We start from the raw sequence: 14,428 nt of genomic DNA, 5'->3' as shown, positions 1-14,428 counted from the left end.
GTCTTATAGCGCTGGCCTATCGCAATTGCACACGCATTGTGCTGACAGCACCTATCAGCAAATCGAATGCGATTCGGGCGAAGGCAATCACCGCGACCGCTGCGGATATTCTATTTGCCGATCAGGGCGAGCCAGCCATCTTCATCGATTGTGTCAATTTCCAGTTCCCTGGCCTTTTTCAGCTTTGAACCTGCGCCCGGACCGGCAACCAGAAGATCAGTCTTTTTGGAAACCGATCCAGCGACTTTTGCGCCGAGCCGTTCGGCCATCGCTTTGGCCTCATCGCGGCTGAACTTCTCCAGCGCACCGGTGAACACCACTGTCTTGCCTGCCACCGGACTGTCACCCGTAGTTTTCTCCATTGGTGCCGGTGTTACCTGCTGCAGCAGGTCATCCAGGGCTTCGTCATTGTGCGGTTCGCAAAAGAATGCCAGCAGAGCCTGCGCAACGGTTTCGCCAATGCCGTCAATATTGACAAGATCGGTCCAGGCATCGGAATTTTCATCGCTGGCCGCCTTGACCGCTATGCGCAAGGCTTCAAAATCCTCATAATGGCGGGTCAGCAATTTGGCTGTGCCCTCGCCAACGTGACGGATTCCGAGAGCGAAGATAAATCTGTTCAAATCGACTGCGCGGCGCGCGTCAATTGCCTCAAACAGGTTGCGTGCCGAGGTTGCGCCCCAGCCCTCACGGTCTTTGAGGCGTTTCAGTGAGCGCCTGTCACGAGCCTGAAGGGTGAAAATATCTGCCGGCCGGGTCACCAGACCATCATGATAAAAGGCTTCCGCCTGCTTGTCGCCAAAGCCATCAATATCAAGCGCATTGCGGGAGACAAAATGTTTCAGCTTTTCCACCGCCTGGGCCGGGCAGATCAATCCGCCGGTGCAGCGCCGCACCGCATCGATCTTGCCGGTTTTCGCGTTGACCTCGCGCACGGCATGGCTGCCGCAGACCGGGCAAAGGGTTGGAAATTGAAAAGGTTCAGAGGTCTCCGGGCGGGCTGAAATATCAACATCAACAATCTGGGGAATGACATCCCCTGCCCGCTGAACCGTGACCTGATCGCCGATCCGCAAATCCCGACCATCCCGAATCGGCTCTCCATTAGCGCCGATACCGGCAATATAATCGCCATTATGCAACGTGGCATTGGACACCACTACACCGCCAACCGTCACGGGATGCAGCTTTGCCACCGGCGTCAGAGCGCCGGTTCGCCCGACCTGAATTTCTATATCCTGGAGGATTGTTGTGGCCTGTTCGGCGGGAAATTTATGGGCAATGGCCCAGCGCGGAAAGCGCGAAGCAAAGCCAAGGCGGGCCTGCAAAGCCAGATCGTCGACTTTATAGACCACACCGTCAATGTCATATCCCAGCACAGCCCGCTGCGCCTCGATGTGATTGTAGACTTCAATGAGATCTTCAACGCTGTCGCACAGCTGCATCAGCGGATTGACTGCGAAACCCCAGTCAGAAAATTTGCCGATCATCGCCATCTGGCTCTCGGCGACCGGTTCGCTGATTTCGCCCCAGGCATAGGCAAAGAATTTCAGCGACCGTTCTGCGGTGATGCGGGCATCGAGCTGGCGAAGCGATCCGGCCGCAGCGTTTCTGGGATTGGCAAATTGACGCCCGCTGTCCGATATGCGTGCATTGAGGGCACTGAAATCCTCATGCGCCATGTAAACTTCGCCGCGCACCTCGACAATTTCTGGCCAGTCGGACCCGGCCAGCTGCTGCGGGATATTTCGCACAGTGCGCAGATTTTCGGTGACAGTCTCGCCGACCTGGCCATCGCCACGGGTGGCTCCGACAATCAAACGCCCGTCCTCATAACGCAGGCTCGCGGACAGACCGTCGATCTTCGGCTCCGCGCTGATGGGAATGGAAACATCCGTGCCGAGGCCCAGAAACCGCCTGATGCGCGCAACAAAGTCCGAAACATCGTCTTGGGAAGAGGCGTTGTCGAGCGATAACATCGGTACGGAATGAGAGTGTTTTGAGAATTTTTCAGACGGCGTATATCCAACGCGCCCGCTCGGCGAATCCGAACGCACCAGTTCCGGAAACCGCATCTCGATGTCCAGATTGCGGCGCTTCAGCGTATCAAAATCCGCGTCGCTGATCTGCGGAGCGTCGTCCTGGTGATAGTGCTGGTCATGGCGCGCAATGTCAGCGGCGAGACGCTCCAGTTCAAGCGCCGCCTGTTCCAGCGTCAGAGCGTCAACCGCTATCGCCTCCAGATGTGTCATGTCCTGCCCCAAATCTAACCGCCAAATTTAACCGCTTGAGCCCGCAATCAGCTTTTCTGCAGCGGCTCGTGCTTCATTTGTAATGGTGGCACCGGCCAGCATCCGGGCGATCTCTTCCTTGCGGGCTGTTCCGCCGATGGAATGAACTGCGGTTTCAACGCGGTTCTGGCCGCTGACACCGGCTTTTTCGATCAGCAGGTGGCCGGTTGCCCGTGCGGCAACCTGAGGGGCATGGGTGACTGACAAGACCTGGACCCGCTCTGCCAGCCGCGCCAGGCGGTGCCCGATGGCCTCGGCAACGGCACCGCCGACACCTGTATCAATTTCGTCAAAAATCAAACAGGGTGCAGAGCCCTTGTCGGCCAGAGCGACTTTGAGGGCGAGCAGAAACCGCGATAATTCGCCTCCGGACGCCACTTTCCACATCGGCCCCGGCCGTGTTCCCGGGTTGGTCTGAACCCAGAATGCCGCCTGGTCGATGCCGCGCTCGCTGCGCTGCGCCTCGTCGCTGTGAAAATCAACCAGAAAACGGGCATGGTCCAGCTTCAGTGACGGCAGTTCGCTGGCCACGGCCTCTTCCAATGCGATTGCAGCGTGCTGACGCTGCCCCGACACGGCGCGTGCGGCCGAGACGAAGGCAGTTTCCGCCTTTGCGGTTTCGTGCTCAAGTCCGGCCAGGCGTTCGGCGCTGTTATCCAGCGCATCCATTTCATCGGCCATTTTGACGGCAAGAGCATTGAGATTTTCAACAGGCACGTTGAATTTGCGCGCGGCAGCGCGAAGGGCGAACAGACGTTCTTCAGAATTTTCCAGAACTGAAGCATCGAACTCGGTGGCGCGCAGGGCAATCCCCAACGCAGACGCACTCTCATCCAGTGCCAGCAGGGCACGATCCAGCGCTGCAAGAGCTTCATCGAGCAATCCGGGGGCCTGTGCCGCCTTGCGTTCCAGCCGCCGCATCAGACTGGCGATGACCGGTACCGGAGATTGCGGCCCGGCGACAGCTTCATAGGCCTCATTGATATCGCCAGCGACCTTTTCGGCCTGCATCATCGATTGACGCTTGGCGGCGAGTTCCTCTTCTTCACCCTCCTGAGGCGACAGAGTGCTGAGTTCTTCAACGCTGGCATGCAGATAATCGGCCTCTCGCGCAGCTTCTGCGACTTGCTGGCTGAGCCGTGACAGCTCTTCCTTCTTGCCGCGCCATTGCCTGAAAAGCGCAGCGACATCTGCGCAATTGTCTTCCAGACCACCAAATGCATCAAGCAGCACAAGATGGGTGGCAGGGTCGACCAGAGCGCGATCATCATGCTGCCCATGGATTTCAATGAGTTGCTCGCCGATTTCACGGAGCAAGGTCGCGCTTACCGGCTGATCATTGATGAAGGCACGCGTCCTGCCATCGGCGGATTGGACACGGCGCAGGATCAGCTCGCCCTCACTGTTGAGATCGTGTGCCCTGATGAGCGAAAAAACATGATGGGTTGGGGGCAGATCAAAGCTGGCGGTGACGGCGCCCTTTTCCTGGCCCTCGCGGACCAGGCCACCATCTCCTCTTGCGCCCAGAGCCAGCGACAATGAATCCAGCAGAATGGATTTTCCGGCGCCAGTCTCACCGGTCAGAACGGTCAGGCCAGGCTCAAAACTGATTTGCAATTGGTCGATAAGAACGATGTCGCGGATCGTAAGATTCGCCAGCATGTACCCTCGGCCCCTTCAAGCTTAAACGCAGGCGATGCAACTAGCCGGGAATAGCTGCTGCAAATGCCCTTGAAATCCAGGAGCCTTTATTATTCTGCGGCTGGTAGCCACCTGTATCAAGCAGCGCATAGGCATCCTTATACCATTCGCTATCGGGATAATTGTGCCCCAGAACGGCGGCTGCAGTCTGGGCTTCGCTGACAATACCCATCGCCAGATAGGTCTCGACAAGACGCATCAGCGCCTCTTCGACATGGCGGGTGGTCTGATAGTCATTGACCACGGTCTTGAAGCGGTTGAGGGCTCCGGGGAAATTCTTGCGCTCCAGATAATAGCGGCCGACCATCATTTCCTGGCCGGCTATCTGATCGCGCGCAGCCTGGGTTTTGCGGCGCGCATCATCAGCATATTCGCTTTCCGGATATTTCCGCACCACCTCATCCATCGCACCCAGGGCGCGGGCCGCCATTTCCTGATCGCGGGTGATGTCCGGGATCTGGCGGAAATAGCTCTCGCCGATCAGATATTGAGCATAGGCTGCATCCGGAGTAGTCGGATAAAGCGACACGTAACGCTTTCCGGATGTGACTGCACTATCATAATCTCCGGACTTGTAACTGGCAAAAGTGGACATGATCAAAGACCGCCGCGCCCAGTCGGAATAAGGATATGCCTTGTCGACTTCCTGAAACTTGTCTGCCGCCTTGCCGACCTTGCCGGAATTCAGCAGCGACAAGCCCTCATTATACGTCTTGTCCGCCGGATCGGGCTCTTCGAAAGCCAGTTCCCCATAGTCATCCGCCTTGGAGGCACAAGCTGCCACCGTGAAGCCCAGACCGGCAACCAGAATCAGGCGCGACAGCGCACGCATCGAAAGCCGATCAATGCTGGAAAACGGATGAGGCAAATTGGTAGGAGCCATAGTCAGACAGTCTCTAATACGCAGCTTAAATGAACACGGGCGGTTTATAGCTGAAATTTTCGCCAGAGACCACCATTATCAGACAGATAGGTCCGGGAAAAACAGGTTTCAGCAGGAACCCTGCAGCCTTGTTCTGGCAAGCAAGAATGGCAAAACGGTGGCCGCTGGCGGAGTTGCTCAGGCCTTGGCAGCGGCAACCGGCTGGCTGGCAGCCTGCAGACCGACGGGAGCACCCACAGGTGTTGAATACATGCCACGCTCCAAGCCACGTTCCGAGCCACGTTCCGACCCACGTTCCTCCAGGGGAACTGCATCCTCGTAACACCAGTTTTCCTCATCGGCGAACAGGGCTTCCAAAATCATGGAATTCAGCTTGTGCCCGCCGCAGACAGATTTGTATTCACCCAGAATCTGTGAGCCCGCAAGGGCCAGATCGCCAATCGCGTCAAGCAGTTTATGCCGGACAAACTCGTCTTCGTAGCGCAGACCTTCCGCGTTGAGGACACGGTCCTCGTCAATGACAACTGAATTATCGAAGGAGGAACCCTGGGCCAGGCCCATTGCCCGCAATTGCTTTGCCTCGGCGAGAAATCCGAAGGTCCGCGCCCGGGAAATATCTCTGGCAAAAACCTCTGGTGTCAGTTCGGTAATAAAACGCTGGTGGCCAATCGCTTCGGATTCAAAATCGATCTCGATATCAAACCTTGTGCCGTCATGCGGCCTGAGAACCGCATGGGCCTTGCCGTGAGATGCTTCGACCTGCCGCAACACACGAATATAACGCCGTGGCGCGGATTGTTTTCTGGTGCCGACCATGCGGATGGCTTCCACAAATGCGCCTGAACTGCCATCCATCACCGGCACTTCGGCGGCATCAATCTCGATCAGCACATTGTCCACATTCATGCCGCGCAACGCGGCCAGAAGATGCTCAACGGTCGCTACATAAAGATCCTCAGGATCGCCAAGAACCGTGCAAAGGCGGGTATCGCCAACATTGCTGACATGGGCCGGTATCAACTGATCGATCTGGTCCCCTTCCGCTCTGCGCAGAAAGATAATTCCACTGCCACTCTTGGCAGGATGAAGTATAATGCAGGACGGGTTGCCGGAATGAACTCCGATGCCTTCAAGACGGACATCGCTGTTCAATGTCGTCTGACGCGCGGATTTGAGCGCAGCACTTTTTGAGCGAACATTTTTCTGGCAAGGACCTGTCCGGGAAGCAAACTCTCCAGCCGAATGGCCATTCCGCGCAGTCATATTCACATCAAACACTGTCATGTCAGCCCCAATAAATCTGCACGCAAACTCCAACGTGCATAACAAACCCGGTCTCGGTTGCCGGTCTTCGGTCGCCTGTTCCTGATCGTCTGTTTTCGATCGTTTTTTTAACCTCTGGTATCAAGCTCCGATCCTGAACGGATTCTATCAGCTCTCTTCCAGATTCAGATCGCTCCGGTTTCCAATTGCTTCCGCTTCCAATTACTTCCATTGTCATGAACTGATTTGACTTAAATCCAACGTCTGTTTGCCGGGTCGGGTCATAGGGTCAGTTCACAGGATCAATTCATTCGGTCAGTTCATTGGGAAGCCCGGTCGATCCGCCTTGCTTTCGCCACAGACAATAGGGTTTCGGCGAGGGAAACGAAAATCACGCTTTTTATCGTTTTGTGACACAGTTGTAATATTGCGCAACATTCGCTGCTAAATTGGATTTTTGACGGAAAAACAAACAATTAACCCCGCTGTGCAGCTCACACAGCGGGGTTATTTGTTACACAAATTGATCAAGGATCAGTTAGCCTGGCGCCGCAGAAATGCGGGAATTTCCAACTGGTCATCCTCTTGTGCAGAATTTGCCTGATTGTAGCCATGATTCTGAACCGGATTAGGCGCCGGTGCCCGTCCATGCGGATCGAGCTGGCCGGACGCCGGCTGCGGTGCCGCATGGCGCGGAGCCGATTGCTGCATCACCGGCTCTGGTGCCATCTGGCGCGGCTGAGCGGGTTGTGACGACATCTGCCGGTCTGCGACAGGAACCTGAGGCTGAAGCGGTTGCTGAGGCTGACGCCGCTGTTGATGAGGCTGTTGCGGCTGGCCGGAATGCGGATGACCCTGTTCGTCGTCACTGCGTCCCAGACCGACATTTGCCAATCTGCGCAGCAAACCCATCGGACGGCGATCATCATCGCCGTGATGACGTTCATCTGCAGAACCGTCACGGGCCCGCATCTGGCGTTGAGCAACATGAGGGAAATCCTCCACCTTGGGCATACGCGGTGTTGTGCTTTCGGGGACCTGTGCAGCGGCAGGAACAAAACCGCTGGTGCGCGGCGCATCCAGTGGAGGCGCATCGTAGATCTGCTCGTGTGCTGCTTGCTGTGGCGCATGCGAGCGCAGTGGGGACAGCGTCACGTTGGGATCGGACGGAGCCTGACGGGCAGCTGGCTGGGAAGCCTGTGCCGGACGGGCAATCCGCAGTTCTTCTTCCAGCTCTTCAGCAGTTGGTGCCTGGGCACGCGGTGCGGCCTCGGAGGGCTGCTGAACCGGAGCCATGATCTGTGGCTGGGCTTCGGCTGTCTGGTTGGATGTGGTGATGGACGTACCGGCTGCACCGGCTCCACTGCGCAGCCGTTCCGTCAGTTGTGCCATACGCACGTCTGCCGGGGCGGCATTCAACTCGGCAATCGAATCAATGCCAGTGGCAACAACGGAAACGCGGATCACACCTTCCATGGTTTCATCGAATGTGGCGCCCAGAATGATGTTGGCATCGTCATCAACTTCCTCGCGGATGCGTGAAGCTGCCTCGTCGACTTCGAACAGGGTCAGATCGTTACCGCCGGTGATCGAGATGAGTAGTCCGCGCGCACCGCGCATCGAGACATCATCGAGCAACGGATTGGCGATCGCGGCTTCTGCCGCCTGAACCGCACGGCCTTCGCCGCCGGCCTCACCAGTTCCCATCATCGCCTTGCCCATTTCGCGCATGACCGAGCGAACATCGGCAAAATCGAGGTTGATGAGACCTTCCTTGACCATCAGATCGGTAATGCAGGCCACGCCGGAATACAGCACCTGATCAGCCATCCCGAACGCATCAGCGAAGGTGGTTTTTTCGTTGGCGATACGGAACAGGTTCTGATTGGGAATGACAATCAGTGTATCGACATGCTTCTGCAGTTCTTCAATGCCGGCTTCCGCCAGCGCCATGCGGCGTTTGCCTTCAAAATGGAAGGGTTTCGTCACCACACCCACTGTCAGGATACCGCATTCTCGGGCTGCACGGGCAACAACAGGCGCGGCTCCCGTTCCGGTGCCACCGCCCATACCGGCGGTAATGAAAGCCATATGTACATGGTTGAGATGATCATTGATCTCATCCATGACTTCTTCAGCTGCGGCGCGGCCCACTTCAGGCTGCGAGCCGGCACCAAGACCTTCGGTCACGGCAACGCCCATCTGAACAACGCGTTCAGCATGGGACATGGACAGTGCCTGTGAATCGGTGTTGGCAACAACAAAGTCCACGCCCTGGAGGCCGGCGCGGATCATATTATTCACGGCGTTACCACCGGCACCGCCCACGCCGAACACGGTAATGCGCGGTTTCAGTTCGGTAATTTCAGGCATTTGCAAGTTAATCGTCATTTTACCCTCGTTAATGTCTCGGTCGACCGGTTGCTATCAGGCCGCTCCATTTCTCTTTGCCGGTGGACAAAGCAGTCTGCGTTCCCGTCCGGCGACCTCGTCATCGTTATGCCTTTGAAACTACGCATCAAAAGCTCTCCTTGAACCACTGCCCGACGCGGGATAGATAGCCATCCGTGCCGTTCAGCAGAACCTTGGTTGTTGCGCGGGGGCGAAGTTGCTCCAGTTGCGCAATTTGTGGATAGATCAGAAGACCTACCGCTGCCGAGAAGGCGGGCCCTTTGGCCGCTTCCGGCAATCCGACGACGCCCAGCGGGCGTCCAAGCCTGACATTGCGTCCGATGATTCGTCGGGCAGCTTCAGTCATGCCAGTCAGTTGTGATGCACCGCCTGTCAGGACAATCCTGCGCCCGACATGGGGCGCATAGCCGGAGGCGTTGAGGCGATCGCGAATGAGTTCCAGAATTTCTTCCACCCTGGGGCGGATAATGCGGGTCAGAGTCGAACGCGGTACCTGATTGGGCACGTCATTGTCATCATCACCCACCTGGGGAATCGACAGAATGTCGCGGTCCTCGGACACACTCGGCAGGGCGCTGCCATGCAGTGCCTTGATGCGTTCCGCATCAACCATTCTCGTGGACAGGCCCCGGGCGATATCCATGGTTACGTGATGGCCGCCAACGGCGATTGCATCAGTATGGACGAAATGACCGTCGATGAAGATTGACATGGTGGTGGTGCCGCCACCCATATCAACGCAGGTGACGCCAAGTGCCGCCTCATCGTCGACCAGCGAGGCCAGGCCGCTGGCATAGGGCGTCGCAACCATGGTTTCCACACTCAGATGACAGCGATTGATGCACAGTTCCAGATTGCGCAGCGGTGCGGTATCAGCCGTCACCACATGCATGTCGACTCCCAGATCCTTGCCAATCATACCGCGTGGATCATCAAACCCGCGATTGCCATCCAGAGCGTAGCCGATCGGAAGGGAATGGATGACCTTGCGCCCCTCACTGATCGAATGCGCGCTGCCGGCCTGTAACACTTTCTGAATGTCGCTTTCCGAAACTTCATGGCCAGACAGGGCGATATTGGCGGAGTAGCCTTCACTGGCCAGCCGGCCGCAGGACAGGCTGACAATCAGGCTCTCGACTGTTATGCCCGCCATCCGTTCCGCAGCATCGACTGCCAGACGGATGGATTGCTCTGCTCCATCAAGATCAACAACAACACCGGTCTTGATGCCGCGTGACTGCTGGTGCCCGATGCCCAGCACTTCAACGGAATGGGTCCGGCCCGGGAGAACATCGACACCTTCCAGGGGACGCAGGCGGGCAATCAGACAGCACACCTTGCTGGAACCGATATCCAGCACTGACACCACGGCCGATTTCTTCGGCGGCAGGGGCCGGAAAGCATGGGATTTGGCGGAACCAAATTGCATCATCAGATAGCTCCTGCCTTCAGCTCTTTGACGCGCTCGTCAAACGACTTCTTGTAGTCTTCCATGGTCTGTTCCGGCAGACGAACTGCCATCCGCCCCGAAATGCGCAAATCAATCGTCTGAATGTCCCTGTCCAATATCTCGTCTTCTGCCTGAAGCAGTGCCACTTTGACGAGGGCCTCTTCCAGACCGGTTTCGGGAAGTTTCACTTCCAGACCATTACTCAACACCAGATTCCATCTGCGGCCGGCAACAAGCACAGCGGCCCGCACACGTGATTCGACCATGGTGTAGTTGGATAATGTCTCCAAAAAGGCAGGCCCGGCCATGTCAGCGCCCTCACCTACCAGCAGAATCAATGACGCGAATCTGTCATTCTCAAGCGCGGTGATGATGCGACCTTGCGGGTCGAGAATGGAAATATTCTGGCCGCTCTGCCACAAGGCAAATGGACGGCGTTCCTTGAGGACGATTTCAATGCTGCCCGGATAGGTCTTGCGGATGCTCGCTTCCTCGATCCACGGCATCGCCTGAATCCGGTTGCGCGCGGAAGCGGCATCAAACAGGACCATGGAGGAATGGCCTTTCAGATCCAGCGACTGGATAATTTCGCGCGCAGAAGCCTGAACCTGGCCTTTGATGCTCACTTCTTCGACCTTCAATCCGACCAGGGCAGTGGCCTGCCCGATCAGAGTGTCTGCATGGCCACCGATAATCAGCCCATAGACCGATGAGGCTGCCAGCAAACTGATGGCGGCTTTTTTGCCGAGCCACTGCGGCAGGCGAAACTGCGTGCGTGACAGAATCCGTACCGGTTTGCGCAGCAATGGCGGCAAAATGGTCTTGTCGGCCGACAGCATGCGCTGAAGGAAGGAAAAATCCAGAACCGTGTCCGAGGATCGCACAGCGGGCCGGCCGATCAGCCGGCGGATCAACGATTGCATGATGCGTCCTCCACCATCCATTGCATCAGCGCAGGAAAGCCGTAGCCGGCATAGGCCGCCATTTCCGGCACCAGTGATGTCGGCGTCATTCCCGGCTGGGTGTTGACCTCAAGACAAATCAGCTCGTCTGTGGTTTCGTCATAGCGAAAATCCGCGCGTGAAACTCCGCGGCATCCAAGCGCGTCATGTGCGGTTTGAGAATGTGTCTGCACGGCCTGGTAAACCGCAGCAGGCAACTCCGCCGGCAGAATGTGCTGGGAGCCGCCATCGGCATATTTGGCATCATAATCATAGAATGGGCTGCCCTGCGATATGATGTCGATGACATCCAGAGCCGTGTTCCCCATGACAGCGCAAGTCAGCTCGCGTCCGGCGATATAGCGCTCGACCATGACAATATCGCCATAAGGCCACTGATCGGAATACAGCTCCTGCGGCGGGTGCTCTGCCTCTGCGGACACAATCAGCACACCAAAACTGGAGCCTTCATTCACCGGCTTCACAACATAGGGCGGCGCCATGACATGGTTTTTGGCAGCATCCAGCCGGTGAACAATTTCTGAGTTGGTGACCGGCACCCCTGCGCCACCCATAACCCGTTTTGCCTTGTCCTTGTTCATGGCCAGTGCAGAGGCCAGAACGCCGGAATGGGTGTAAGGAATATTGAGTATTTCCAGGACACCCTGAATTGTTCCATCTTCGCCGAACGGGCCGTGCAGCGCGTTAAACGCGACATCGGGTTTCAGATCCGACAGAACCGATGCCACATTCCGGTCAATGTCGATTTCAGTGACCTGGTAACCGCACTGACGCAGCGCCTGCGCGCAGGGTTTGCCTGACGCAAGACTGACCGGGCGCTCTGAAGACCACCCTCCCATCAAAACAGCAATGTGCTTTGGCTTCGTCATGCAATTCCTATCAGTATGGGCTTTGAGCCCTGGCTGCGGCGCGGATGGGCGCTTCAGCAAAACCTTTGACACCCTCTGTTCCACCCCATCATGGTTAAGAACAGGTAAAGGTTTGGTTTACGAATTGCAGATTGCGTGACTGATTTACGTTTTGTGCACCAAAAGCCACGATTCAGGCCTCATCGGTGCGGCAACTACCGAGAATTATACTTAAGGAATGTTTAAGAGAGGGGCGGCAGGGGGCGAACCGACTCACCGGGCGCGAAATTGCCCAGCCGTTTGATTTCCCATTGCAGCCGGATGCCGGATTTGTCCAGCACTGCGGCCCGAACGGTCTCGCCGAGCGTTTCAAGATCATAGGCCGACGCGTTGCCGGTGTTGATCATGAAATTACAATGCTTCTCAGACATTTGCGCACTGCCGACGCGGTGCCCCCTGAAGCCGGCTTCATCAATAACCCGCCAGGCGGAATGGCCGGGGGGGTTTTTGAAAGTTGACCCGCCGGTGCGTTCCTTGACTGGCTGGACCTCTTCACGATAACGCGCCACTTCCGCCATTTCCTCAAGCAAATGCGCTGGCTCGCCCGGTGTGCCGCGATACACCGCCTTCGTGAAAATATAGTCCTGTGGGGCTGAGCAATGCCGATAGGCGTATCCCAGATCCGCATTGCTGAGAATGTGGCGCTTACCCTGGCGGTCCAGCGCATGAGCTTCAACCAGGAGGTCCCTGGTTTCACCACCATGGGCTCCAGCATTCATCCGCAACGCGCCACCAACGCAGCCGGGAATGCCACGGTAGAATGAAAAACCGGCGATTCCCGCTTCTCCGGCGGCTTTCGCCAGCCGCAAATCCGGCACCGCAGTGCCGACATGAATGGTCAGACTATCGGCAACTTCAATCTGGCCGAAACCTTTGCCTGACAAGCGAATGACAAGGCCTGGAATACCGCCATCACGCACCAGAAGATTGGACCCAAGACCCAGCACCATAACCGGCACATCTTCTCCCAGCGTTGACAGAACCAACGCCAGTTCGGCCTCATCCGCCGGCATGAACAGCGCTTCAGCAGGTCCGCCAACGCGGAACCATGTAATCTTTGACAGATCGGCCTCCGCTGTCAGCGAGCCACGAAGACCGGGAACGGATTCGCGGATGCGTTCAACGAGCGATGCTGTCACGCCTGCGCTCCATCATCAGCGAGCGCCCGTGGCAGCTCATAAGCCCATTTGGTGATCGAGCCGGCACCAAGACAGACGACCAGATCGCCCGGCACGGTGTGTTCGCGGATCAGGTCCGGAAGCTGATCGGATGAGGCAAGCTCCAGCACATGGCGATGACCGCGTACCCGCAAGCCTTCTGCCAGCGCTTTTTCATCGGCACCTTCAATCGGTTCTTCACCGGCCGGATAGACCGGAGCGACAATCACAATATCCGCATCATTGAAACAGGCGCAGAAATCCTCAAACAGGCTCTGCAGACGGCTGTAGCGATGCGGCTGGACCACTGCCACCACATTGCCCTGCGCTGCAGAACGGGCCGCTTTCAGCACGGCGGATATTTCCACCGGATGATGCGCATAATCGTCAAACACCTTCACGCCATCGACCGTCCCGGTATGGGTAAAACGCCGCTTCACGCCGGAAAATCCGGCCAGACCGTTGCGGATTTCCTCATCGGTCAGGCCAAGTTCAAGCGCAACAGCAATGGCCGCGGTCGCATTCGATACATTGTGGACGCCGGGCATCGGCAGCATCAGATTGTCAATCGTGCGCAGAGCGCCTGAACTGCTGGTCACGTCGACGGAGAAAAGCGAATTGACTTCTTTGATTTCAATGTCGCGGAACCGCACATCAGCCTGCTGGTTCTGGCCGTAGGTTACAAAGCGGCGGTCTTCAACGCGGCCGACCAGCGCCTGCACTTCCGAATGATCGGTGCACATCACCGCAAAGCCGTAAAACGGCACATTTTCAACAAACCGCTGAAACGCCTCCTTGACCTTGTCGTAGGTGCCATAGTGATCGAGATGTTCTGGATCGATATTTGTCACGATCGCAATCTCCGCCGGCAATTTGACGAAAGTCCCGTCGGATTCGTCAGCTTCGGCAACAAGCCACTCGCCATCGCCAAGACGGGCATTGGTTCCGTAGGAGTTGATGATACCGCCATTGATGACGGTGGGATCGAGATGGCCGGCTTCCAGAAGTGCCGCGACCAGAGAGGTGGTTGTGGTTTTGCCATGGGTGCCGCCAATGGCAATGGAGGATTTCAGACGCATCAGCTCGGCCAGCATTTCAGCGCGGCGCACCACGGGCAAACGATGCTCGCGTGCCGATTTCAATTCCGGATTGTCCCGCTTGATCGCCGAAGACACAACCACGACAGCCGCATGATCAATATGGGCGGCATCATGGCCGATATGGACAATAATCCCCTTGTCGCGAAGCCGCAGCACATTCGGGCTTTCAGCCATATCGGAGCCCTGAACCGTATAGCCCAGATTATGCAGGACTTCGGCAATTCCGCTCATGCCAATGCCGCCAATTCCTACAAAGTGGATTGGTCCGATGGTCAATGGCAGCTTCATATGATTACCCCGG

The 14,428-nt window shown here is 57.1% G+C and carries 10 protein-coding genes; all 10 read right to left on the bottom strand.

The window, feature by feature from the left end; translation table 11 throughout:
* Window positions 1–110: 110 nt before the first annotated feature.
* Complete coding sequence (gene ligA / locus RAL88_RS17835; RefSeq protein WP_306265299.1) at window positions 111–2,252, bottom strand: NAD-dependent DNA ligase LigA; 2,142 nt, start codon at window positions 2,250–2,252, stop codon at window positions 111–113.
* Between the two features lie 27 nt (window positions 2,253–2,279).
* Window positions 2,280–3,953, bottom strand: coding sequence for a DNA repair protein RecN (gene recN, locus RAL88_RS17830; RefSeq protein ID WP_306265297.1), 1,674 nt, complete (start codon window positions 3,951–3,953; stop codon window positions 2,280–2,282).
* 40 nt (window positions 3,954–3,993) lie between these two features.
* Window positions 3,994–4,875 carry an outer membrane protein assembly factor BamD gene (locus RAL88_RS17825; RefSeq protein WP_306265296.1) on the bottom strand — a complete coding sequence of 294 codons (882 nt, stop codon included), beginning with the start codon at window positions 4,873–4,875 and terminating at the stop codon, window positions 3,994–3,996.
* Window positions 4,876–5,052: 177 nt separating this feature from the next.
* The gene (lpxC, locus tag RAL88_RS17820) at window positions 5,053–6,027 is read right to left on the bottom strand and encodes a UDP-3-O-acyl-N-acetylglucosamine deacetylase (RefSeq protein WP_306265295.1); all 975 of its coding nucleotides are present in this window, start codon (window positions 6,025–6,027) and stop codon (window positions 5,053–5,055) included.
* A gap of 645 nt (window positions 6,028–6,672) precedes the next feature.
* Complete coding sequence (gene ftsZ, locus RAL88_RS17815) at window positions 6,673–8,529, bottom strand: cell division protein FtsZ (protein WP_306265294.1); 1,857 nt, start codon at window positions 8,527–8,529, stop codon at window positions 6,673–6,675.
* Window positions 8,530–8,656: 127 nt separating this feature from the next.
* Window positions 8,657–9,982, bottom strand: coding sequence for a cell division protein FtsA (gene ftsA, locus RAL88_RS17810; RefSeq protein ID WP_371932111.1), 1,326 nt, complete (start codon window positions 9,980–9,982; stop codon window positions 8,657–8,659).
* Window positions 9,982–10,923 (bottom strand): cell division protein FtsQ/DivIB, encoded by a 942-nt coding sequence (locus tag RAL88_RS17805; RefSeq protein WP_306265293.1) that lies wholly within the window; start codon window positions 10,921–10,923, stop codon window positions 9,982–9,984. Before RAL88_RS17805 ends, ftsA begins: the two co-directional genes overlap by 1 nt.
* The gene (locus tag RAL88_RS17800; RefSeq protein ID WP_306265291.1) at window positions 10,911–11,831 is read right to left on the bottom strand and encodes a D-alanine--D-alanine ligase; all 921 of its coding nucleotides are present in this window, start codon (window positions 11,829–11,831) and stop codon (window positions 10,911–10,913) included. The genes RAL88_RS17805 and RAL88_RS17800 overlap by 13 nt, the downstream gene beginning before the upstream one ends.
* A gap of 221 nt (window positions 11,832–12,052) precedes the next feature.
* Window positions 12,053–13,009 carry a UDP-N-acetylmuramate dehydrogenase gene (gene murB, locus RAL88_RS17795; protein WP_306265290.1) on the bottom strand — a complete coding sequence of 319 codons (957 nt, stop codon included), beginning with the start codon at window positions 13,007–13,009 and terminating at the stop codon, window positions 12,053–12,055.
* Window positions 13,006–14,415 carry a UDP-N-acetylmuramate--L-alanine ligase gene (murC, locus tag RAL88_RS17790; RefSeq protein WP_306265289.1) on the bottom strand — a complete coding sequence of 470 codons (1,410 nt, stop codon included), beginning with the start codon at window positions 14,413–14,415 and terminating at the stop codon, window positions 13,006–13,008. Before murC ends, murB begins: the two co-directional genes overlap by 4 nt.
* Window positions 14,416–14,428 lie beyond the last annotated feature (13 nt).

The organism is Pararhizobium sp. IMCC3301 (genome assembly GCF_030758315.1).
Classification (GTDB): domain Bacteria; phylum Pseudomonadota; class Alphaproteobacteria; order Rhizobiales.
Note: the sequence above shows the minus strand (reverse complement) of the source record. Positions and strands in the feature narration are given on the sequence as shown.

Bases quoted from the DNA above. Each gene is read 5' to 3' on its own strand.
- ligA (WP_306265299.1), bottom strand. From the start codon at position 2,252: ATGACACATCTGGAGGCGATAGCGGTTGACGCTCTGACGCTGGAACAG.
- recN (WP_306265297.1), bottom strand. From the start codon at position 3,953: ATGCTGGCGAATCTTACGATCCGCGACATCGTTCTTATCGACCAATTG.
- RAL88_RS17825 (WP_306265296.1), bottom strand. From the start codon at position 4,875: ATGGCTCCTACCAATTTGCCTCATCCGTTTTCCAGCATTGATCGGCTT.
- ftsZ (WP_306265294.1), bottom strand. From the start codon at position 8,529: ATGACGATTAACTTGCAAATGCCTGAAATTACCGAACTGAAACCGCGC.
- ftsA (WP_371932111.1), bottom strand. From the start codon at position 9,982: ATGATGCAATTTGGTTCCGCCAAATCCCATGCTTTCCGGCCCCTGCCG.
- RAL88_RS17805 (WP_306265293.1), bottom strand. From the start codon at position 10,923: ATGCAATCGTTGATCCGCCGGCTGATCGGCCGGCCCGCTGTGCGATCC.
- RAL88_RS17800 (WP_306265291.1), bottom strand. From the start codon at position 11,831: ATGACGAAGCCAAAGCACATTGCTGTTTTGATGGGAGGGTGGTCTTCA.
- murC (WP_306265289.1), bottom strand. From the start codon at position 14,415: ATGAAGCTGCCATTGACCATCGGACCAATCCACTTTGTAGGAATTGGC.